This window comes from Microbacterium sp. 4R-513 (genome assembly GCF_011046485.1).
Taxonomy (GTDB): domain Bacteria; phylum Actinomycetota; class Actinomycetes; order Actinomycetales; family Microbacteriaceae; genus Microbacterium.
Genome location: NZ_CP049256.1, coordinates 2,584,280 through 2,605,075 on the forward strand (window position 1 = coordinate 2,584,280; position 20,796 = coordinate 2,605,075).

A 20,796-nucleotide genomic window follows, 5' to 3' on the forward strand; every position below is an offset into this window, starting at 1 on the left:
CAGCGCGGGCGGTTCACGAAGAGCCGCCCGCGCTGTGTCCGAAGGGTGTTACGCGGAGACGACCGGCTTGTCGTTCAGGCGCTCGCCGGACTCGACGTCGAAGGCGTGCACGTGACCGGCGGTCGCGGCGAGCGTGACGGTGTCGCCGGCCATCGGGTGGCGGCGGCCGTCGACGCGGGCGACGATGTCGGTGCGGCGTCCGGCGATCTCGGTGTGACCGTAGAGGTACCCGTCGGCGCCGAGCTCCTCGACGAGGTCGACCTGGACCGGGAGGCCCTTGCCGTCGGCGGGACCGACCACGATGTCTTCGGGGCGGACGCCGATGGTGACCTGGCTGCCGTTCGCGCGGCCGACGGTGTCGCGGTCGAGCGGCACGACCTCGGAGCCGAAGCGCACACCGCCCTCGGCGAGGTCGGACGGGAACAGGTTCATCGCGGGCGAGCCGATGAAGCCGGCGACGAACACGTTGTTCGGCTTCTCGTAGAGGTCGCGCGGCGAGCCGACCTGCTGGAGGATGCCGTCCTTGAGGACCGCGATGCGGTCGCCCATCGTGAGCGCCTCGGTCTGGTCGTGGGTCACGTAGACGGTCGTGACGCCGAGGCGACGCTGCAGCGACGCGATCTGCGTACGGGTCTGGACGCGGAGCTTGGCGTCGAGGTTCGACAGCGGCTCGTCCATGAGGAACACCTGGGGCTGGCGGACGATGGCGCGGCCCATCGCGACACGCTGACGCTGACCACCCGAGAGGGCCTTCGGCTTGCGGGTCAGGTACTGCTCGAGGTCGAGGAGCTTGGCGGCCTCGAGAACGCGCGCGGCGCGCTCCTCCTTGCCGACGCCGGCGATCTTGAGCGCGAAGCCCATGTTCTCGGCCACCGTCATGTGCGGGTACAGCGCGTAGTTCTGGAAGACCATCGCGATGTCGCGGTCCTTCGGCGGGACGTCGGTGACGTCGCGGTCGCCGATCAGGATGCGGCCCGAGTTGACCTCTTCGAGGCCGGCCAGCATGCGCAGCGACGTGGACTTGCCACAGCCGGAGGGGCCGACCAGGACGAGGAACTCGCCGTCGCCCACTTCGAGGTTGAGCTTGTCCACAGCCGGGCGCGTGCCCCCGGGGTACAAGCGGGTTGCGTTGTCGAACGTGACGGACGCCATTTTGTTCTCCTTCACCGGCAGGTACGTGCCGGACGATCCGTAGTGAATGGAATGCTGCGGGGGCTCTTCCCGCACGCCCACCGTCGGGCGTACCCATCAGTATGACATGACGAGGCGGCCCACCTGCTCACGGGATCCCGGGGGACGGATGCCTCACCCCGCGCTCCGACGCTCCGTCTGGGCTTTTCCCAGCCTGCCTGGCTAGCATCGTGAGCGGTCGCCTCCCGATCCGCGACCCGGCCCACGGCCCCCCGTCTTCAGAAGGTTTCATGTCGAGCGACGAATCACAGAACGTGCCTGTCCCGAGCGATCGCCGCGAGGCGGTGCGCGAGAAGGCGCTTCAGGTTCAGGCGAAGCAGTCCCGCGCGCGGCTCATCCGCGCCAGCGTGATCGCCGTGGCCGTCGTCGCCGTGGTGGCCGTCGCAGCCGTCGTCGTCACCTGGACCGTCGGTTCAGCCGCGTCCAAGCCGCTGCTCGACCCCGCGAACGTCACCGACGACGGGATCGTCGTCACCTCCGTCACGGGCACGACTCTCGACGACGGCCAGGCCGAGATGGGCGTCCCGGGCTCGGGTGCCGGCGGATCGACCGCGACGCCCGCTCCCACCCCTGAGACGACACCGACTCCCGATGCCTCGGCAACCACCGCCCCGGCCGTCGACATCCGCATCTACGTCGATTACCTTTCGCCGGGCTCACGGGAGTTCCAGCTCGCGAACGCCGCCCAGCTCGCCACGTGGGTGGAGCAGGGCGCCGCGACGCTCACCTACTACCCGGTCGCGATGCTGACTTCGAAGTCGAACGGCACCAAGTACTCGCTCCGCGCAGCGAGCGCCGCCGCCTGCGTCGCGACCCACTCGCCCGACGCGTTCTTCGCCTTCACGCACTCCCTCCTGCAGCAGCAGCCCGAGGTCGACTCGGACGGCATCTCGGATGCCGATCTCGCCGCCGCCGCGATCGCTTCGGGCGCCTCGTCGCCGAAGGTCGTGCGGGACTGCATCGAGCAGGAGGACTTCGCCGCGTGGGCGAAGTCCGCGACCGACCGGGCGCTGCAGGGCATCCCCGGCACCGACGGCGTAGCGCTCACGGGAGCGCCCATGGTGCTCGTCAACGGCACGCAGTACGTCGGAGCCCTCGACGACCCCGCCGAGTTCTCGCAGTTCGTCCTGACGATCGCGAGCGACGACTCGACCAAGACGCCGGCCCCCACGCCGACGCCGACTCCCACGCCCTGACGACTCGGGCGGTCCGGCCGGCCCCGTTAGACTGGTCGCTCTGCCGACCTGGCGCAATTGGTAGCGCACCCGACTTGTAATCGGGCGGTTACGGGTTCGAGTCCCGTGGTCGGCTCCAGGCGAATGGGCGTCGACCCCGACTTCTCATCGGGCGGTTACGGGTTCGAGTCCCGTGGTCGGCTCCAGGCGAATGGGCGTCGACCCCGACTTCTCATCGGGCGGTTACGGGTTCGAGTCCCGTGGTCGGCTCCACATGGTTCGAGTCCCTGCGTCGGCGCCAGGCGAATGGGGCGTCGACCCCGACTTCTCATCGGGCGGTTACGGGTTCGAGTCCCGTGGTCGGCTCCACATGGTTCGAGTCCCGTGGTCGGCTCCAGAACGACCGTGGTCGGCTCCCGCACTCCGCTCAGGCGGGCGGAGCGAACGTGATCGAGAGCGTGGTGTACCCGGTCGCGCGGTCGAACACGAGCGTGCCGGTGATGGTCGCGGCATCCGTCGACGTCACCTCGGCCGTGAAGGTGCCTTCGGTGTGGTCGCGTGTGAAGTCCGAGATCTGCTCCTCCCACGAGGCGATCTCATCCTGGTCCCACCCGAACTCCGAGGCGAGACCCTGCACCGTGCCGACGGCGCTCGACCACGGCAGCGCCTGACCGACGCCCAGCGTGAGCGTCGTCAGCTCGTTGCCCTCGCTCACGGCGTGCATCGTCTCGACCTCTTCGACGACGTACACCTCGTCGCCGGCGGCCACGACGGCACGGACGGGACGGCGGAACTCGCCCGACTTCTCTTCGTCGGCGCCGAGCCCGATCTCCGTGGCGGGGAGCGCCCTCTCGCCGATGCGGACGCGCAGCACGCCCTCGACGTTCACGTAGTCGAGGCCGGCGTCGGAAAGCTTGCTGCTGCCGTCTGCCGCCTTCTGGTCGCTGGACGCGACGGGCTGGTCCTCGGCCCACCACGAATTCTGCACGGCGACGGTCGTGAAGACGACGCCGCCGATGATGAGGAGCAGGATCGCCGCGGGGAGCCAGGAGAGCAGCTTCTGTCTGCGGGATTCGGCCACACTCCAGGGTACGTCGCACATCCGACGCTCCCGGCACGGGCAAGATTGAGGCGTGACCCCCGCCCGTATGCCCGCCTGGCTCGCGCTCGGCGGAGCCGTCCTCGTGGGCGTCATGACGGCCGTCCAAGCGCGGATCAACGGCTCGCTCGGCCTCGCGCTCGGCGACGGCTTCACGGCGGCGGTCATCTCGTTCGGGTCGGGACTCGTCATCCTCGTCGTCCTCTGCGCGATCCTCCCGGACGGGCGGGCCGGCTTCCGCAGGCTCGTGCGCGGCCTCGGTCGCGACATACCGTTCTGGATGCTGATCGGCGGCCTCGCAGGCGCCCTGACGGTCGCGACGCAGGGGCTGACGGTCGCGACAATCGGCGTCGCGCTCTTCACCGTCGGCGTGGTGGCGGGGCAGACCGTGAACGGGCTCGTGCTCGACCGCGTCGGCTACGGTCCCGCGGGAGTGGTCGCCGTGACACTGGGGCGCCTTGCCGGGGGACTGCTCGTGATCGTGGCCGTCGTCCTGTGCCTCGCGGGCGAGGGTCTGACGGGTGTGCCGTGGTGGATGCTGCTGCTGCCGTTCCTCGCGGGCGCGGGCATCGCCTGGCAGCAGGCGACGAACGGGCGGCTGCGGCAGGCGGTCGGGAGCCCCCTCATCGCGACGCTCGTCAACTTCATCGGCGGCACCATCGCCCTCGTCATCGCCGACGTCATCCACATCGCGGTCGCCGGGGCTCCGAAGAGCTTCCCCACCGACCCCTGGCTCTACGTCGGCGGGTCGATCGGCGTCGTCTACATCTTCCTGTCGGCCGCTCTCGTCCGGCACACCGGTGTGCTGCTGCTCGGCCTGGGGTCGGTCGTCGGGCTGCTCGCGACCTCCGTCGTCCTCGACGCGCTCTGGCCACCGCTGTCGGGACCGTCGCTCGGGGCGGCGGTCGCCGCGGTCTTCGTCGCTCTGGTGGGCGTGGTCGTCGCCGTCGTGCCGTGGCGCGTCGTGCTGCGGCGGCGACCGCCCGACTAGCGCTTCTCGCCCGGCATGGGCGTGAGGAACCGCGCAGCATCGACCGGACGGCGGCGACCCTCGCGCTTCTCAGGGGGCTTGCCCCCGACATAGAGCCAGCCGAGGAGCTCCTCGTTCTTCTTCAGCCCGTGCGCCTTCGCGACCGGCTTGCTGCGCGTGTAGTGGCCGGTGCGCCACAACACGCCCCATCCGGCCTCGTCCAGCAAGAGGCTGAGCATATGGGCGACGCCGGAGGCGACCGCCTCCTGCTCCCACCTCGGCACCTTGCCGCTCTTGCGGTAACTGGCGACGACGGCGATGAGAAGGGGCGCGCGCAGCGGCTTCGACGACGGGTGCTTGTCTCCCTCCGCCTTCGCGATCGCTCTGCCGAGCTTCTCGCGGTCCGTGCCGCGCAGCTCGATGAGCCGCCAAGGCGCGAGCGACGAGTGGTCGGCGACCCGTCCCGCGGCCGCCACGAGCTCGAGCAGCTCCTCGTGGGATGGAGCGGCATCCGTCACCTTCGACCAGGAGCGGCGGGCGCGCGCCGCCTCGAGGGCGCTGCTCACGCTTCGGGGGTGAAGTTCAGCGAGATCGAGTTCATGCAGTAGCGGTCGCCGGTCGGCGTGCCGAACCCGTCGGGGAAGACGTGGCCGAGATGCGAGCCGCAGTTGGCGCACCGCACCTCGGTGCGCACCATGCCGTAGGTGCGGTCCTCGATGAGCTCGACGGCCTCGGGCCGGATGGACTCGTAGAAGCTCGGCCACCCGCAGTGCGAGTCGAACTTCGTGCCGCTCTTGAACAGCTCCGCCCCGCAGGCGGCACACGTGTAGAGGCCGGCCCGGCTCTCGTCGAGGAGCTCGCCCGTCCAGGGGCGCTCGGTGGCCGCCTCGCGCAGCACGGCGTACTGCTGGGGGTCGAGCTCTTCGCGCCACTCGGCGTCGCTCTTGTTCACTGCGTAAGTCATCGCGTCTCCTTTGCCCCTCCATTCAACCCGAGGCCGGGCCCGCGTGTTCCGGGGTTTCCTGCCGGTTCGCCCACAATGGACCCGTGACGACAGCTCGGGATGCCGCGGCCGCCGGTGAGGCGGCGCTCAGCGCGGAGGCGGCCGCCGTGCGGGAACGCTTCGCGCGATTCGCGACCGATGAGGCCCCTGGCCGCTCCGACGTCTACGAGGCGTGGGCGGCGGGCGTCGCCTCGGACGCGGGCACGGCTTCGCTCCTCGCGCGCATCCCGGCGAGCCGGCGGCAGCCGCCGCTCGTCTTCGCCGTCACGCGACTGCTCGGCGCGCCCCTCGGCGGGTTCGCCGCCTGGTCGCAGTGGCTCGGCGCGAACATCGACGCGGTCGTCGTCGAGAGCGGCCGCCGAGGGCTGCAGACGAACGAGCCGCTGCGATGCGCAGCGCTGCTGCCCGCACTCAGCACGATCGAGGGACCCATCGCCCTCCTCGAGATCGGCGCGAGCGCGGGGCTGTGCCTCTACCCCGACCGCTACTCCTATCGCTACCGCGGCGACCGGACGGTGTCGCTCGATCCGGCGGACGGCGAGTCCGCCGTGATCCTCGAGTGCGACCTGCGAGGTGCGGCGCCGCTGGGGATGCCCGAGGTCGTGTGGCGCGCGGGGCTCGACCTGGATCCGCTCGACGCCGGCGATCCGTCGGACCGGCGATTCCTCACCACCCTCGTCTGGCCGGGGGAGGAGGGCCGCGCCGAGCGGATCGATGCGGCCCTCGACATCGTGGCCGCCGATCCGCCGCGCATCGTGGCGGGCGATGCCTCCGACCCGGCCGTCCTGAGGGCGCTCGCGGCCGAGGCGCCCGCCGGCGCGACGCTCGTCGTGACGACCCCCGGCGTGCTTCCGCACATCCCCCGCGCAGGACGTGAGCGGCTCATCGAGACGCTCGCAGCGCTGCCCGCCGTGTGGATCTCGATCGATCCTCCGGGGCTGCACGAGGCGTGGCATCCACCTGTCGATGCAGCGACGTGGGGAGGCTTCGTGCTCGGCCGCGACGCCCGGCCGCTCGCCGCCGTCGATCCGCTCGGCGCGTTCGTGGAGTGGCGCGCGTGAGAACCCGGAGCCCGCGGCTACCGTGATCGGGTGCCCCTCACCGACCGCGATCGCGCCATCCTCGACTTCGAGGCAGAGTGGCGGCGGCACGCCGGTGCGAAGGAGGAGGCGATCCGATCCGATCTCGGACTCTCGCCCGCCCGGTACTACCAGCTGCTCGGCCGCTTGATCGACACGGCCGAGGCGCAGGAGCACGACCCGATGCTCGTCAAGCGACTTCGTCGCCTGCGGGATGCCTCGCGCCACGCGCGCGTCGCGCGTGCCGCTGCCGAACCGCGCTGACGAGCGGCTGCGGCGCGCCGCCGAATCGGGTTCACGGGCCCCCTCCCGATAGCATTCTGGGGTGCCGAAATCGACCTATCCCCGGGATCGCTTCGACGAACTCCCGGCGGACGGCGGCCGAGTCGGGGCGCACCGCGCCGAGAACCCCCGCATGCGCGGGTGGGTCGTCTTCCTCTGGGCCGTCCTCGCCACCATCGTCCTCGTCGCCGTAGGGATCTTCGGCACCCTCATCGCCTCGGGCCGCATCGTGCTGTTCCCGACGCCCGAGCCGACGCCGACGCCTGTCGCGACGGTCGCACCCGTCGTCGACACGAGCTATTCGGTGATCGTGCTCAACGCGACGCCCGAGACCGGCCTCGCGACGCAGCTGCGCGACCAGATCGTCGCCGCCGGCTGGGCCCCCGACAGCGTCAACGCCGGCCAGGCCGGGTCGACCGACTTCGCTCAGACCACCGTGTACTACGCCTACCCCGAGGACGAGGCGGCCGCCCGCGGCCTCGCCGAGACGGTGCTCGGCGGCGCTCAGGTGGCGCAGAGCGACGTGTACCAGCCGCAGGACGACCCCGAGACGGCCGACGTCGACGAGAGTCAGACCAAGCAGCTCGTCGTCGTCATCGGCCTGGATCGCTCGAGCACCCCGCCGAGCCCGTCGCCGACCTCCTGACGTTCGCGGGAACCCGTGTTTCGCACGGGTAAACACTTCGCGGCACGCGTGTCAACAGTTGCCCACCTCGCGATTCGGCCGGGAAACCGGACCATACGATGGCGAAAAGCACACGGCAACAGGAGTGATTCGCATGACCCAGGGGACTGTCAAATGGTTCAACGCCGAGAAGGGGTTCGGCTTCATCACGGTGGCTGATGGCCAGGACGTCTTCGTGCACTACTCGAACATCGACATGACCGGCTTCCGGGTCCTCGAAGAGGGCCAGACGGTCGAGTTCACCGTCGGAGCGGGTCAGAAGGGACCCCAGGCCGAGTCGGTGCGCATCGTGGCCTGAGACGACGGATGCCGCGGCATCCGTCGCCCGCAGCGGCAGACTTCCGGCACCCCGGCGGCTTTCGAGCCCCGGGGTGTCGTCATGTGTCGGAGAGCCGCGGTGCGGCTTGCACTCGATAGGGGCGAGTGCCAGAATGATTTAGCACTCCATATCTGCGAGTGCTAAAGACCACACCCAACGTCCGGGAGGGACGACACACACATGGCAAAGATCATCGCTTTCGATGAGGAGGCCCGTCGCGGTCTCGAGCGCGGCCTCAACACGCTGGCCGACGCCGTCAAGGTGACCCTGGGCCCGCGCGGTCGCAACGTCGTGCTCGAGAAGAAGTGGGGCGCCCCCACGATCACGAACGACGGCGTCTCGATCGCCAAGGAGATCGAGCTGGACGACCCGTACGAGAAGATCGGTGCGGAGCTCGTCAAGGAGGTCGCCAAGAAGACCGACGACGTCGCCGGCGACGGCACGACGACGGCCACCGTCCTCGCCCAGGCGCTGGTCCGCGAGGGCCTTCGCAACGTCGCCGCGGGCGCTGACCCCATCTCGCTCAAGAAGGGCATCGAGAAGGCCGTCAAGGCCATCACCGACGAGCTCCTCGCCTCGGCCAAGGAGGTCGAGTCCAAGGAGCAGATCGCTGCGACCGCTTCGATCTCGGCTGCTGACCCGACCATCGGCGACCTGATCGCCGAGGCGATCGACAAGGTCGGCAAGGAGGGCGTCGTCACCGTCGAGGAGTCGCAGACCTTCGGCACGGAGCTCGAGCTCACCGAGGGCATGCGCTTCGACAAGGGCTTCATCAACCCCTACTTCGTCACCGACCCCGAGCGCCAGGAGGCGGTCTTCGAAGACCCCTACATCCTGATCGCGAACCAGAAGATCTCGAACATCAAGGACCTTCTGCCCGTCGTCGACAAGGTGATCCAGGACGGCAAGGAGCTCGTCATCATCGCCGAGGACGTCGAGGGCGAGGCGCTCGCGACTCTCGTGCTCAACAAGATCCGCGGCATCTTCAAGTCGGCCGCCGTCAAGGCCCCCGGCTTCGGCGACCGCCGCAAGGCGCAGCTGCAGGACATCGCGATCCTCACGGGTGGCCAGGTCATCACCGAGGAGGTCGGTCTCAAGCTCGAGAACGCCACCCTCGACCTGCTCGGCCGTGCGCGCAAGGTCATCATCACCAAGGACGAGACGACCATCGTCGAGGGTGCCGGTGACGCTGCGCAGATCGAGGGTCGCGTGACCCAGATCCGCCGCGAGATCGAGAACACCGACAGCGACTACGACCGCGAGAAGCTCCAGGAGCGCCTCGCCAAGCTCGCCGGCGGCGTCGCCGTCATCAAGGCGGGTGCGGCCACCGAGGTCGAGCTGAAGGAGCGCAAGCACCGCATCGAGGACGCCGTTCGCAACGCGAAGGCGGCCGTCGAGGAGGGCATCGTCCCCGGTGGTGGCGTCGCGCTCATCCAGGCCGGCAAGGTCGCGTTCGAGGGCCTGCAGCTCTCGGGTGACGAGGCGACCGGTGCGAACATCGTCAAGGTGGCCATCGAGGCGCCGCTCAAGCAGATCGCCCTCAACGCGGGCCTCGAGCCGGGTGTCGTCGCGAACAAGGTCTCGGAGCTCCCCGCGGGTCACGGCCTCAACGCCGCGACCGGCGAGTACGGCGACCTGTTCGCCCAGGGCATCATCGACCCCGCCAAGGTGACCCGCTCGGCGCTGCAGAACGCCGCGTCGATCGCCGGCCTCTTCCTCACGACCGAGGCCGTCGTCGCCGACAAGCCCGAGAAGGTCTCGGCTCCGGCCGGCGACCCGACGGGTGGCATGGACTTCTGAGTCCCGCCCAGCGCTAGCTGAACCGCAAGAAGGCCCCCTCCATCCGGAGGGGGCCTTCTTCGTTCCGGGATGCCGCGGCTCAGCGGAAGAGCGAGAGCGATGCCTGCTCGGCGTCGGCGTACTGGCGGCCGGCGACCGCGAGCGCCTGGTTGATCGCGCCGAGGCTGTCCTCCACCTGGCGCTGCGTCGCGCGCCACTGGTCGACGGCGTTCTGGAAGGCGACGGCCGCCGCGCCCGACCATGCGGACTGCAGATGCGTCAGCTGACTGAGCATCGAGTGGGTCTCGCCCTGCAGGCGGTCGATCGTGCCGCGGATCGAGCCCGTGGCGGAGAGGACGGCGTCGCTGTCGACGGAGAAGACGGCCATGGTGGCTCCTCAGGTAGGGGATGACGTGCAGCCACCGTACGAGCGGGGGGCGAGGCATCCGTCGCCGTCCACCGAAAGCGGACGCGGGCGAGCCCGGCAGGCGCTTGGGGAGGAGCGGGTCAGCGCTCGTCGCGCGGCCGCGCGATGGGCTGCGTGAGGAGGGTCAGGTGCTCTTCGGCGGCGCGCTCGCGGGCGAGGGGGAGGGCGACGCGGAAGGTCGCCCCGCCGCCCGGGGTGTCGACGACGTCTACCGAGCCGTGGAGCGCTTCGACGATCGACGCCACGATCGACAGCCCGAGGCCCGTGCCGCCCGTCTCGCGGGCACGCGAGGTGTCGGCCCGCCAGAAGCGCTGGAAGATCTTGTCCTTGATCTGATCGGGGACGCCCTCGCCGTGGTCGATGACCTCGATCCAGCCGCAGCCGATCATCGGGTCGACGCCTACGCGCAGCTCGATGGGAGAGTCCTCGCTCGTGAAGCGCCGCGCGTTGCCCAGCAGGTTGGCGACCACCTGGCGGATGCGGTTCTCGTCGCCGAGCACGATGGGATCGATCGGCGCCTCGGCGAGCTCCCCGAGCTCGACGGGCGCGACGGGCGGCACTTCGCCCGACACCGGCGCCTCGGAAGCAGGCACGGGCTTCGGCCGGCGGCGCAGGAGCGACAGCGTCGCACCGCTCGCCCGCGCGATCGCCGAGGGGTTGGTCGCGCCGCGCCGACCCTTCGGCGGCGGCTGCGGCGCCTCTTCGAACAGCTCGGGCTCGACCTCCGGCTCCTCCTCCTCGAGGAGCGTCGTGTCGATGACGGTGACGGGACGGCGGGGGGATGCCGCACGGATGTCCATCGCGGCATCGCGCGCGACGGGCCGCAGGTCGACGGGTCCGATCACGACGTCCCGGCGCTCATCGAGTCGGGCGAGCGCGAGCAGGTCCTCGACGAGGAGCCCCATCCGCTTCGCTTCGCTCTCGATGCGGTCCATGGCCTGGGCCACGTCGTCGTCGCCCTCGATCGCGCCCATGCGATAGAGCTCGGCGTAGCCGCGCACCGTGACGAGGGGCGTCCGCAGCTCATGGCTCGCGTCGCCGATGAACCGGCGCATCTGCCGCACCGTCGCATCGCGCTGGGCGATGGCGGCATCCACCCGGTCGAGCATCGCGTTGATGGCGGTCTTGAGGCGTCCGACCTCGGTCGTGGTGGGCTCGATGTCGGTCATGCGCTGGCTGAAGTCGCCCGTGGCGATCGACATCGCGGTGGACTCCACCTGGCCCAGGCTCCGGAAGGTGAGGGTCACGAGCCAGCGGGTGAGCAGCGCCCCCGCGACGATCGTGATGAGCGCGAGCACGCCGTAGATGCCGATGTAGGTCGTGACGACGCGGTTGATGGGCGCCATCGGCAGCGCGACCATCTGCGTGTACAGGGCGCTCGATCCGGCCGGCTGGTACACATCCATGCTGGCGTGGAACGACGTGCCGCCGTCCGTGCTGGGCAGGGAGAACGGATCGAGCCCGCGGATCCTCGCCTGCTCGATCGTCATGGTGTCGGGGAAGTCGGGCTCGGGGGCGCCGTCGTCACCGCCCGCCGTGATGACCAGCTGCCCGCTCTTCGGGTCGCCGTCGTAGATCGCGACGAAGTACTCGGTCTGGGCGTCCGGCTTGACCGAGAACTTCGGGATGCCGTCGACGATCGTCGTCTCGATGAGCGCGTTGACCGCGACATCCGTCGACGTCAGCTGCCGCAGCTGCTCGTCGAGGCTCACGATGAGCGAGTTGCGCAGGAACGCGAGCGTGCCGATGCCCGCCGCGACCAGGCCGATGACCAGGAGCGCGACGGTGACACCCGTGACCTTGGCGCGCAGGCTGATGCCGCGCCACCAACGGGTGACCGCGTCGGACTTGTTCGTCAGGGCCGCCGCCCCCTTCCGGGCTTCGCTGGGTCAGGCGGTCTTTCCGGCCTTCAGCATGTAGCCGAAGCCGCGCTTGGTCTGGATCAGCGGCTCGGACGAGTGCGGATCGATCTTGCGGCGGAGGTACGAGATGTAGCTCTCGACGATGCCGGCGTCGCCGTTGAAGTCGTACTCCCAGACGTGGTCGAGGATCTGCGCCTTCGACAGCACGCGGTTGGGGTTGAGCATGAGATAGCGCAGCAGCTTGAACTCGGTGGGGCTCAGGTCGATCGAGACGTCGCCGACGACGACGTCGTGCGTGTCCTGGTCCATAGTGAGCTCACCCGCGCGGATGACCGACTCCTCGTCGGCCTGCATCGTGCGACGCAGGATCGCCTGGATGCGCGCCACGATCTCGTCGAGCGAGAACGGCTTCGTGACGTAGTCGTCGCCGCCGGCGTTCAGCCCCGTGATCTTGTCCTCGGTCTCGTCCTTCGCGGTGAGGAAGAGGATCGGCGCGGTGTAGCCCGCGCCGCGGAGGCGCTTGGTGACGCTGAACCCGTTCATGTCGGGCAGCATGACGTCGAGGATGATGAGGTCCGGCTCCTCCTCGAGCACGGCCGAGATCGTCTGGGCGCCGTTGGACACCGCCCGGACCTGGTATCCCGCGAAGCGGAGGCTCGTGATGAGCAGGTCGCGGATGTTCGGTTCGTCGTCCACAACGAGGATGCGCGGTGCGGTCATAGGCCCATTATGGTGACGGATGCCGCGCCGCGTCGGCATATCGGGCGGAGGGGCGCCCTTCGGCCCGCCGTCTCAGCCCTGCTCCGCATGGTGTGCGACCGCTCGCACGGCCACGCAGCAGCGGCCCTCGCGGGGTTCGAGCACGGCTTCGCGCGCGTCGCCCGCGCCCTCGGCGAGACCCCGTACGAACGCGACGTTCGCGCCGCACACGAGATCGGTATGGTCCCTCGCGAGCGCGTGGAACGGGCAGTTCTCGAGCCGCAGGCCGCCCTCGCCGTCGTCTGCGGGCTCATAGCCGCAGCGCTCGAGGGCTGTCTCGAGCGGGACGTGTGCGGCCCCGATCTCGGTGCCGGTCTCATGGGCTTCGTCGGCCAGGACCTCGCGGATCGGCCGGGCCTCGGCATCCGCTCGCTCGATCGCGGAGGCGAGCAGACCGCCCGCGATCTCGTAGTGCCGCTCCGGGACGCTGCCCACGACGTCGACGGATGCTGCGGCGTAGAGCTTCGACGGACGCCCGGCGCCCGGACCGCTCCGCCCCGTGAGCCGGCGGTACGACACCGTGACGAGCCCCGCCTCGGCGAGCCGATCGAGGTGGAACGCCGCGGTGCTGCGGGGGATGCCCATCGCATCGGCCGCCTCGTCGCGCCCGAGGGGTGCCCGGACGGTGAGGCGGTAGAGCCGCCGGCGCAGGGGATCGGCGAGTGCTGCAATCGCACCGATGCGGTTCTCGGCCACCATGGCGTGAGTATAGCTCTAAAACCGAAAAGCATTGACAAAAGAAAAGCGCGGATCTAGCCTCGCCATCAAAGGCGACGGGATCGTCGAGTACTCGGTCGGGCGCATGCTCCGTGCGCTCGTCGCGCGAGGAGGAGACATGACGCACTTCGTGATCGTCGGCGGCGGGCTCGCCGCCGGCAAGGCCGTGGAACGGCTGCGGAAAGAGGGCTTCGACGGCGACATCACCGTCCTCGCCGCGGAGCAGCATCCGCCCTATCAGCGCCCGCCGCTCTCCAAGGGCTATCTCGAGGGCAAGGAGGGGACGGATGCCGTCATCCTCCACCCCGCCGACTGGTACGGCGAGCAGGGGGTCGAGCTCCGCACCGGGGTCGCGGCGACGGAGATCGACCCGGCAGACCACCGGGTCGCGCTCGCGGACGGATCGACGCTCCGCTACGACAAGCTGCTGATCGCCACCGGATCCTCGCCGCGCCGGCTGCCGCTCGACGGGGCCGAGCTCTCCGGGGTGCGGATGCTGCGCACGCTCGACGACTCCGACGCGCTCGCTGCGGAGCTGCGCGGCGGCGGGCGCCGGCTCGTGCTGATCGGCTCGGGATGGATCGGCATGGAGGTCGCCGCGACGGCGAAGACGCTCGGCAACGACGTGACGGTTCTCGAACGCGGTGCCGTGCCCCTCGCCGCCGCGGTGGGGGCCGAGATGGGCGCGGTGTTCCGCGACCTGCATCTCGCCCACGGCGTCGATCTTCGCGCGTCGGTCGAGGTCGAGGGCATCATGGGCGGGCAGCGCGCGGAGGGCGTGCGCGTGGACGGCGACGTCGTCCCGGCCGATCTCGTCGTGATCGGGGTGGGCGCCGTCCCCAACACCGCGCTCGCGGAGGAGGCGGGCATCGCAGTGCAGAACGGCATCGTCACGGATGCCTCGCTCCTCGCGGACGCGCCCGACGTCTACGCGGCGGGGGATGTCGCGAGCGCCTACCACCCCGTCATCGAGCAGCACCTCCGCAGCGAACACTGGGACAACGCGCTGAAGTCCGGTGCGGTGGCGGCCAAGTCAATGCTCGGCATCCCGGCGACTCACTCGACGATCCCGTACTTCTACACCGACCAGTTCGACCTCGGCATGGAGCTCTCGGGCTACGCACCGCTCATGAAGGATGCGCAGGTCGTCACGCGCGGCGACGTCGCGGCCCGGGAGTTCATCGCGTTCTGGCACGATGGCGAGCGAGTCGTCGGGGCGATGAACGTCAATGTGTGGGACGTTCAGGACCAGCTGAAGAAGCTCATCCGCGACGCCGCGCCCTTCACCGCGGACGCGCTCCGCGACGAGTCGATCGACCTCGAGCAGCTCGCCGCCGCGGGGGCGCCGCAAGCGTGACGGCAGACACCGGAGGACGAATGACCCCGACTCGCGACGAGCTGCTCACCGCCTACGCGTTCGCCGACCGCACGTCGACGCGCGTGCGCATGAACTTCATCGAGAGCGCCGACGGCGCCGTCACGCTGGGCGGAGAGAGCGCCGCGCTCGGCGGTGGCACGGACCACGCGCTCATGCAGGTCCTGCGCACCCTGAGCGACGTCGTCGTCGTGGGCGCCGGCACCGTGCGAGCCGAGGGCTACGGCAGCATCGAGGTGTCGGACGAGGATGCCACGTGGCGGCGCGCCAACGGCCTCGCCGAACAGCCTCGGCTCGCCGTCGTGTCGAACCGCCTCGAGCTCGACCCGATCGATCCCGTGTTCGCCGAGCCGTCGCGGCGGCCGGTCGTCGTGACCCACGCCGACGCGCCGCCCGACCGGCGGAGGGCGCTCGAAGAGGTGGCGGACGTCGTCGTCTGCGGCGAGGCATCCGTCGACCTTCACGAGATGCTCGCCGAGCTCACGCGGCGGGGGCTGACGCAGGTGCTCTGCGAAGGCGGCCCGCACCTGTTCGGCGCTCTGCTGGATGCAGGTCGAGTCGACGAGGTGTGCGTGACGATCGCGCCGCGGTTCGTGGGCGGGGAGGCGGGCAGGATCGCAGCGGGCGCGAGCGAGGCCGACCGGCGCTTCGCCCTCGCGAGCGTGCTCACCGACGACGAGGGCTTCGTCTTCCTGCGCTACGCGCGGGCGTGACCGTCAGGCCGACAGGCATCCGCGCACGGCGACCTCGACGCTCTCGCGTACGGGAGCGTTCGGGTCGACGCTGAGCCGGTGCAGGACGATGCCGTCGCCGAACGCCATGAATGCGTGCAGGGCGGTGTCGGGATGCCGCGCTCCGAGATCGACGAGGAGGCTCCGCGACCACGCCGCCATTGCTTCGCGCTGCGCGCGCAGGGGGGCGAACAGCTCGGGGTCGGACGACGCCTCCAGAAACAGGGCGTAGCGGGCGCGCGTGCGGACCGCGTGAGGGCCGGTCAGGAGCTCGATGCCGGTGCTGAAGACGTCGACGAAGCCGTCGACGTCGTCGAAGGGCTGGGCGAGGACGGCACCGAGGTCTCGTGTCTCCTGCTCGGCGATCCACTGCGCGACGCCCGCGACGAGGGCGGCGCGGGTGCGGAAGTGGTTCGACGTGGAGCCCCGCGGGAGACCGGCCTCGGCATCCACCCTCGCGTGCGTCAGCGCCCGGATGCCCTGCGTGCCGACCAGGTCGACGGCGGCTTCGAGGGAGCGCTCGCGGGTGGTGGCCACGCGGGGAGCCTAACAGGACGACTACTTCTGTAGTGACAAGGCACTATGGAAGTAGTACTCTCGACACTGCAGACGTAGTACCCGAAGGAAGTGGTGAGCATGGATGCCGTACCCGATGAACCCGCCATGGCAAATCCCCGCGCGACCGCTGCGACAGAAGGCGGCGCTGCCGACCTGCCCCCCGCATCCGGCTTCCGTCATCGGTTCCTACAGACGCCCGGACTGACCAGTCACGTCGCCGTCGTCGGCGAGGGGGAGCCCGTCGTCATGCTCCACGGGCTCCCTCAGCACTGGTGGCAGTGGCGCACGATCGGGGCGGCGCTCGGGGAGCGCTATCAGGTGATCTGCCCGGACCTGCGCGGCTTCGGCTGGACGAGGGCGGACTCGCCGGGCATGGGGCGCCTGACGCAGATGGACGACCTGCTCGCTCTTCTCGACGCCCTGCACCTTGATCGGATCCGGCTGGTGGCTCACGACCTGGGGGCGGTCACGGCCCATCACCTCGCCTACGCCGAGCCCGAGCGCGTGCAGGCCATGGCGATCCTGTCGGTGCCGCCGCCGTTCATGCCCTTCAGCGTCTCGATGCTGCCCGCGATGCGGCACATCCCGCCGCTGCTCTTCCACCGGAGGGGCCGATCGATCGCGCACGTCTTCGAACCGCCGTACGTCGTGAAGCGGATGCCGCCTGAGACGGTGGCGACCTACCTCGCGCCGATGCAGCGGCCCGACATCGATGCCGCGATCAACGAGGTCTACCGGTGGCTCGTCTTCTCGGAGATGCCGCGGATGGCGGCGGGGAGCTACCGGCGGCAGAGGCTGACCGTTCCGACCCTGTACGCCTTCGGCGCGGAGGACCGGCCGCTCACGGCGGACTTCGTCCGCGCCCAGTGCGGCGACCTCAGCCGTTTCGCCGAGCACGTCGAGATCACGGAAGTGCCGGAGGCTGCGCACTTCATGACGGACGACAACCCGCAGGCCGTCGAACGAACGCTCCGGGACTTCTTCGAAAGGGTCGGCTGAGGGTCAGGCGGCGATCTGGTCGGCGTCCAGGATCGTATAGCTGTAGCCCTGCTCCGCGAGGAAGCGCTGGCGGTTCTGGGCGAAGTCCTGGTCGACGGTGTCGCGCGCGATGAGCGTGTAGAAGCTGGCCGTGTGGTTCGACTGCTTCGGTCGGAGCAGGCGGCCGAGCCGCTGGGCCTCCTCCTGGCGCGAGCCGAACGATCCCGACACCTGGATGGCGACGGATGCCTCGGGCAGGTCGATCGAGAAGTTCGCGACCTTCGACACGACGAGCACGTCGATCGTCCCCTCGCGGAAGGCCTGGTACAGCTCCTCCCGCTCGTCGACGGGCGTTGCGCCCGTGATCTTCGGTGCGTCGAGCGCCTCCGAGAGGATGTCGATCTGGTCGAGGTACTGGCCGATGACGAGGATGCGCTCGCCGCGGTGCCGCTCGACAAGGTCGCGCACGACGCCGATCTTCGCGGCGGCGGTCGCCGCGAGGCGGTAGCGGTCCTCGTCTGCGGCGGCGGCGTACTCGAGGCGGTCGCCCGCCGGGAGGTCGACCCGGACCTCGTAGCAGGCGGCGGGGGAGATGAAGCCCTGCGCCTCGATCTCCTTCCACGGCGCATCGAACCGCTTGGGTCCGATCAGGCTGAAGACGTCACCCTCGCGGCCGTCCTCGCGCACGAGGGTCGCGGTGAGGCCGAGACGGCGACGCGCCTGGAGGTCGGCGGTGAGCTTGAAGACGGGCGCGGGCAGGAGGTGCACCTCGTCGTAGACGATGAGACCCCAGTCCAGCGCGTCGAGGAGTGCCAGGTGGGCGTACTGCCCGGCCCGCTTCGCCGTGAGGATCTGGTAGGTCGCGATCGTGACGGGCTTGACCTCTTTGACCTGGCCCGAGTACTCGCCGATCTCATCGGGCGTCAGCGACGTGCGCTTGAGCAGCTCGTCGCGCCACTGGCGGGCGCTCACGGTGTTCGTCACGAGGATGAGCGTGGTGGTCTTGGTGTCGGCCATCGCACCCGCGCCGACGAGCGTCTTGCCCGCGCCACAGGGGAGCACGACGACGCCGGAGCCGCCGTCGGTGAACTTGTCGACGGCCTCCCGCTGATAGGGGCGCAGGTGCCAGCCGTCCTCGGCAAGATCGATCGGATGCGGCGTCCCCGGCGTGTAGCCGGCGCGGTCCTCCGCGGGCCAGCCGATCTTGAGGAGCTCCTGCTTGATGTGGCCGCGCGCCCAGGCATCGACCAGGAAGGAGTCGGGGGAGGGGCGGCCGATGAGGAGGGGGGAGACGCGCTTGTTCTTCGAGACCTCGGCGAGGACCGCGGCATCCGTCGACCGCAGGATCAGAGCGCCTTCGTCATTGCGCTCGATGACGAGCCGGCCGTAGCGCCCCACGGTCTCGCGGATGTCGATCGAGACCGACGGCGGCACGGGGAAGCGCGTCCAGCGGTCGAGGGTTCCGAGCATGTCGTCGGCGTCGTGGCCCGCGGCGCGGGCGTTCCACAGGCCGAGCCGCGTGATGCGGTAGGTGTGGATGTGCTCGGGAGCGCGCTCCAGCTCGGCGAAGATCGCGAGCTCGTGGCGCGCACTCTCCGCGTCGGGATGTGCGACCTCGAGCAGCACGGTTCGATCGCTCTGCACGATGAGGGGGCCGTCAGCCATAACGTTCGATTCTACCGGGGAGCAGGACGACGCGGACGCGGGCGCACCCACTACCGGCGGACGCCGCTTCAGACCGGGCGGACCGAGACGATGCTCGAGACCGGCAGGGTGCGCTCGATGTCGGCGCCGCGGTCGCGGCCGCGCAGGCGCCCACCACCGAGGCCTGTCGCCTCGAGCGTGAACGCGCGCTCCGAGCCGTCGGGGAGGCGGACGGCCACCGCGATGACCGCGCGAGCGCGGACCGCCTGCTCGAGCTCCCGGCCGAGCCACGCGGCGTCGGAGTCGGTCTCGTGCGTCTCGCGGAGGCGTGCGACGAGTGCGGCGTACGGGCGCGCGCCCGGCTCCATCCCGGAGCCGCGGCGCCCGCGACGGCGGCTGACTGACTCGGGCTCTCCCGAGGCGTCCACCGCGACGACCGGATACCGAGCGTCGGCGAGCGACCAGTACACCACGTCGCGCCCGGCGCGCGTGATGAGGGCGCCGCGGTCCTCCACGAGGCCCAGGGGACGCAGCGCCTGGTCCACCGCGACGGCTCCGAGCACGCCCCGGTCGGAGCTCTCGATGGAGGTGTAGCCGCGCTCGTCGACGCGGACGCGGATCAGGCCGTGCCGTGCCCAGCTGCTCGAGACGAGATAGTCGAGGGGCTGGGGGATGCCGGTGAGCGACAGCGCCGCGAGGAACTCGCGAATCGAGTCCGCCGTCTCACCCTCGGTCATGCCGCCCGCGACGGAGTCGGCGGTGAAACGGTAGGTCGAGGCCTGCGCGCGGGATTCCCGCACCGCGATGCGGCGGAGGCGCAGGTCGAGCGCGGGCACGAGCGGTCCGGGGGCGATCGCCGAGAGGTCGGCCTGCAGGTACACCCGGTCGATCTCGGCGGGAAGCAGCGCCGCGAGGGACGCGGCATCCGGATCGCCGCCCGTCCGGAGCGGCTCGGCCCACACGGGCTCGGCGCCTTCGGGGGTCACGAGCGCCCACCGGATCGCGATGCGACGGAGGCGTGCTGCCTCGGGCTCCCAGTCGGGGTCGAGCGGGTACGCGTCGGCCCACGCGGCCGGCGGGAGGTAGCCGCCGTCGGGCGTCCGCAAACCCGAGCGGAGCGCGGCCCGGAGTCCGACGACGGCCCGCGACCACCGCTCGGTCGTCGAGGCGTCGAGCCACACGTCGGCGGCGTCGCTCGCGATCCACTCGCGGTCGAGCGACTCGAGCAGCCCCGCGGCATCCGCGATCTGGACGAGGTCGTCGAGCTCCTCGGGCGTCGCGATGGCGCCCGCGTCCACGAGGCGCTTGCGGTCGACGGCGCTCACCGTCCCGGTGCCGGTGCGGGCGAGCGGGGCGTGCTGCGTCGCGATGAGGAGGTCGGCGAGAGCACCGGTGGTCGCCAGGACGCGCTCGGCGGCGGCCGCTGCGGCGCTCTCGTCGGCGCGTGGCGGAGCCGTTGCGGCCGTCGCGGGCCCCTCGAAGGCGGTGGGCGCCGACGACTTCGCCGCGCGTACGCGCTCTGCGACCGCGGTGTACGGGGCTCCGTCGGCGTCCACGAGCGCGAAGCGCGAGAGCACGGCCTGCTCGGCGCCGGATCCGGTCGCAAGAGCCACGAGGGCCGGGCGTGGCAGCCGGGTGAGCGCGCGGTCGATGGATGCTGCGTCGAGCAGCCCTGCCGCGGCGTCGAAGAAGTCGTGCCACGACGTCGAGGCGGCGACCGATCGCAGCGCGAACGTCTTGGCCAGCTCCGCGTCGTCGCGGGATGCCAGCCACGTCGCGAGCGAGCGCTCGTCTGTGGTCATCGAACCCGCCTTACGCGCTCTTGTTGGCCCGGGACCGGCGGACGAAGCTCATGATGAGCAGCGCGACGATCATCAGGAAGGCGATCGGAAGCGCGAGAAGCGGGAGCACGACGACGAGCGGCCAGATGCCGGCGGAGAAGTCCTCGACCCCGAGCGGGCGCGCCACGATGACGGCGAAGAAGCAGACGATCGAGAGGATCGTCAGTCCGAGCGCCATGAAGGCGAGGATGCGGTCGATGCGCCGGACAGGGAGGTCCGGACCGCTGCTGCGCGTGCTCATCCGTCTCAGCCTAGTCCGTGGCGGGTGTGCCGTAGGCTTGAGGGCAGGGACCCTCCGGTCCCGTCACACCCTGCCCGCGAG

General features: G+C 70.6%; 22 protein-coding genes and 2 tRNA genes. 12 read left to right on the top strand and 12 right to left on the bottom strand.

What is annotated here, in order from left to right:
• Nucleotides 1-48: 48 nt before the first annotated feature.
• On the bottom strand, nt 49-1,152 hold the full coding sequence (gene ugpC / locus G5T42_RS11355) for a sn-glycerol-3-phosphate ABC transporter ATP-binding protein UgpC (protein ID WP_165128604.1): 1,104 nt from the start codon (nt 1,150-1,152) through the stop codon (nt 49-51).
• Nucleotides 1,153-1,445: 293 nt separating this feature from the next.
• On the opposite strand from ugpC, the gene G5T42_RS11360 reads away from it, so the two are divergent.
• The 3 genes from G5T42_RS11360 (at nt 1,446) to G5T42_RS11370 (ending at nt 2,735) form a co-directional block, all read left to right on the top strand.
• Nucleotides 1,446-2,387: a thioredoxin domain-containing protein gene (locus G5T42_RS11360; RefSeq protein WP_347103805.1), complete on the top strand. Its 942-nt coding sequence runs from the start codon at nt 1,446-1,448 to the stop codon at nt 2,385-2,387.
• A gap of 42 nt (nt 2,388-2,429) precedes the next feature.
• Nucleotides 2,430-2,505, top strand: a tRNA-Thr gene (locus G5T42_RS11365).
• Between the two features lie 158 nt (nt 2,506-2,663).
• Nucleotides 2,664-2,735: transfer RNA gene (locus tag G5T42_RS11370), tRNA-Arg, on the top strand.
• A gap of 58 nt (nt 2,736-2,793) precedes the next feature.
• Here G5T42_RS11370 and G5T42_RS11375 read toward each other — a convergent pair.
• Nucleotides 2,794-3,447, bottom strand: coding sequence for a hypothetical protein (locus tag G5T42_RS11375; RefSeq protein WP_241245786.1), 654 nt, complete (start codon nt 3,445-3,447; stop codon nt 2,794-2,796).
• 52 nt (nt 3,448-3,499) lie between these two features.
• Between G5T42_RS11375 and G5T42_RS11380 the strand changes: the two genes are divergently transcribed.
• Complete coding sequence (locus G5T42_RS11380; protein ID WP_241245787.1) at nt 3,500-4,456, top strand: DMT family transporter; 957 nt, start codon at nt 3,500-3,502, stop codon at nt 4,454-4,456.
• Here the strand turns inward: G5T42_RS11380 and G5T42_RS11385 are convergent.
• The gene (locus G5T42_RS11385; protein WP_165128610.1) at nt 4,453-5,001 is read right to left on the bottom strand and encodes a nitroreductase family protein; all 549 of its coding nucleotides are present in this window, start codon (nt 4,999-5,001) and stop codon (nt 4,453-4,455) included. The genes G5T42_RS11380 and G5T42_RS11385 overlap by 4 nt on opposite strands.
• On the bottom strand, nt 4,998-5,399 hold the full coding sequence (msrB, locus tag G5T42_RS11390; RefSeq protein WP_165128612.1) for a peptide-methionine (R)-S-oxide reductase MsrB: 402 nt from the start codon (nt 5,397-5,399) through the stop codon (nt 4,998-5,000). Before msrB ends, G5T42_RS11385 begins: the two co-directional genes overlap by 4 nt.
• 83 nt (nt 5,400-5,482) lie before the next feature.
• Between msrB and G5T42_RS11395 the strand changes: the two genes are divergently transcribed.
• The 5 genes from G5T42_RS11395 (at nt 5,483) to groL (ending at nt 9,603) form a co-directional block, all read left to right on the top strand.
• Nucleotides 5,483-6,499, top strand: coding sequence for a DUF2332 domain-containing protein (locus G5T42_RS11395; RefSeq protein WP_165128614.1), 1,017 nt, complete (start codon nt 5,483-5,485; stop codon nt 6,497-6,499).
• 30 nt (nt 6,500-6,529) lie between these two features.
• The gene (locus tag G5T42_RS11400; protein WP_165128616.1) at nt 6,530-6,781 is read left to right on the top strand and encodes a DUF3263 domain-containing protein; all 252 of its coding nucleotides are present in this window, start codon (nt 6,530-6,532) and stop codon (nt 6,779-6,781) included.
• A gap of 61 nt (nt 6,782-6,842) precedes the next feature.
• Nucleotides 6,843-7,445: a LytR C-terminal domain-containing protein gene (locus G5T42_RS11405; protein WP_241245788.1), complete on the top strand. Its 603-nt coding sequence runs from the start codon at nt 6,843-6,845 to the stop codon at nt 7,443-7,445.
• A gap of 133 nt (nt 7,446-7,578) precedes the next feature.
• Nucleotides 7,579-7,782, top strand: a complete 204-nt coding sequence (locus G5T42_RS11410) for a cold-shock protein (protein WP_165128618.1) — start codon at nt 7,579-7,581, stop codon at nt 7,780-7,782.
• 201 nt (nt 7,783-7,983) lie between these two features.
• A complete protein-coding gene (gene groL, locus G5T42_RS11415; protein WP_165128620.1) occupies nt 7,984-9,603 on the top strand; it encodes a chaperonin GroEL in 1,620 nt (539 codons plus the stop codon).
• A gap of 79 nt (nt 9,604-9,682) precedes the next feature.
• On the opposite strand, the gene G5T42_RS11420 is transcribed toward groL, so the two are convergent.
• The 4 genes from G5T42_RS11420 to G5T42_RS11435 all read right to left on the bottom strand — a co-directional run bounded on the left by G5T42_RS11420 (nt 9,683) and on the right by G5T42_RS11435 (nt 13,329).
• Complete coding sequence (locus tag G5T42_RS11420; RefSeq protein WP_165128622.1) at nt 9,683-9,970, bottom strand: WXG100 family type VII secretion target; 288 nt, start codon at nt 9,968-9,970, stop codon at nt 9,683-9,685.
• A gap of 119 nt (nt 9,971-10,089) precedes the next feature.
• Entirely contained in the window at nt 10,090-11,721 is a 1,632-nt protein-coding gene (locus G5T42_RS11425; protein ID WP_241245789.1) for a HAMP domain-containing sensor histidine kinase, read from the bottom strand.
• A gap of 177 nt (nt 11,722-11,898) precedes the next feature.
• Nucleotides 11,899-12,591 (bottom strand): response regulator transcription factor, encoded by a 693-nt coding sequence (locus G5T42_RS11430; protein WP_133542538.1) that lies wholly within the window; start codon nt 12,589-12,591, stop codon nt 11,899-11,901.
• Nucleotides 12,592-12,663: 72 nt separating this feature from the next.
• Entirely contained in the window at nt 12,664-13,329 is a 666-nt protein-coding gene (locus G5T42_RS11435; protein WP_165128624.1) for a helix-turn-helix domain-containing protein, read from the bottom strand.
• Between the two features lie 136 nt (nt 13,330-13,465).
• Between G5T42_RS11435 and G5T42_RS11440 the strand changes: the two genes are divergently transcribed.
• On the top strand, nt 13,466-14,704 hold the full coding sequence (locus G5T42_RS11440; RefSeq protein WP_165128626.1) for an FAD-dependent oxidoreductase: 1,239 nt from the start codon (nt 13,466-13,468) through the stop codon (nt 14,702-14,704).
• Nucleotides 14,705-14,724: 20 nt separating this feature from the next.
• Nucleotides 14,725-15,435, top strand: a complete 711-nt coding sequence (locus G5T42_RS11445) for a pyrimidine reductase family protein (protein WP_165128628.1) — start codon at nt 14,725-14,727, stop codon at nt 15,433-15,435.
• A gap of 3 nt (nt 15,436-15,438) precedes the next feature.
• Here G5T42_RS11445 and G5T42_RS11450 read toward each other — a convergent pair whose 3' ends face one another.
• Complete coding sequence (locus G5T42_RS11450) at nt 15,439-15,990, bottom strand: TetR family transcriptional regulator (protein ID WP_165128630.1); 552 nt, start codon at nt 15,988-15,990, stop codon at nt 15,439-15,441.
• 126 nt (nt 15,991-16,116) lie between these two features.
• Between G5T42_RS11450 and G5T42_RS11455 the strand changes: the two genes are divergently transcribed.
• Nucleotides 16,117-17,010 (top strand): alpha/beta hydrolase, encoded by an 894-nt coding sequence (locus G5T42_RS11455; protein WP_165128632.1) that lies wholly within the window; start codon nt 16,117-16,119, stop codon nt 17,008-17,010.
• A gap of 3 nt (nt 17,011-17,013) precedes the next feature.
• Here G5T42_RS11455 and G5T42_RS11460 read toward each other — a convergent pair whose 3' ends face one another.
• From G5T42_RS11460 to G5T42_RS11470, 3 genes are all read right to left on the bottom strand, one after another.
• Entirely contained in the window at nt 17,014-18,654 is a 1,641-nt protein-coding gene (locus G5T42_RS11460; protein ID WP_165128634.1) for a DNA repair helicase XPB, read from the bottom strand.
• A gap of 68 nt (nt 18,655-18,722) precedes the next feature.
• Nucleotides 18,723-20,435, bottom strand: a complete 1,713-nt coding sequence (locus tag G5T42_RS11465; protein WP_165128636.1) for a helicase-associated domain-containing protein — start codon at nt 20,433-20,435, stop codon at nt 18,723-18,725.
• 10 nt (nt 20,436-20,445) lie between these two features.
• The gene (locus G5T42_RS11470) at nt 20,446-20,715 is read right to left on the bottom strand and encodes a multidrug ABC transporter ATPase (RefSeq protein ID WP_165128638.1); all 270 of its coding nucleotides are present in this window, start codon (nt 20,713-20,715) and stop codon (nt 20,446-20,448) included.
• Nucleotides 20,716-20,796 lie beyond the last annotated feature (81 nt).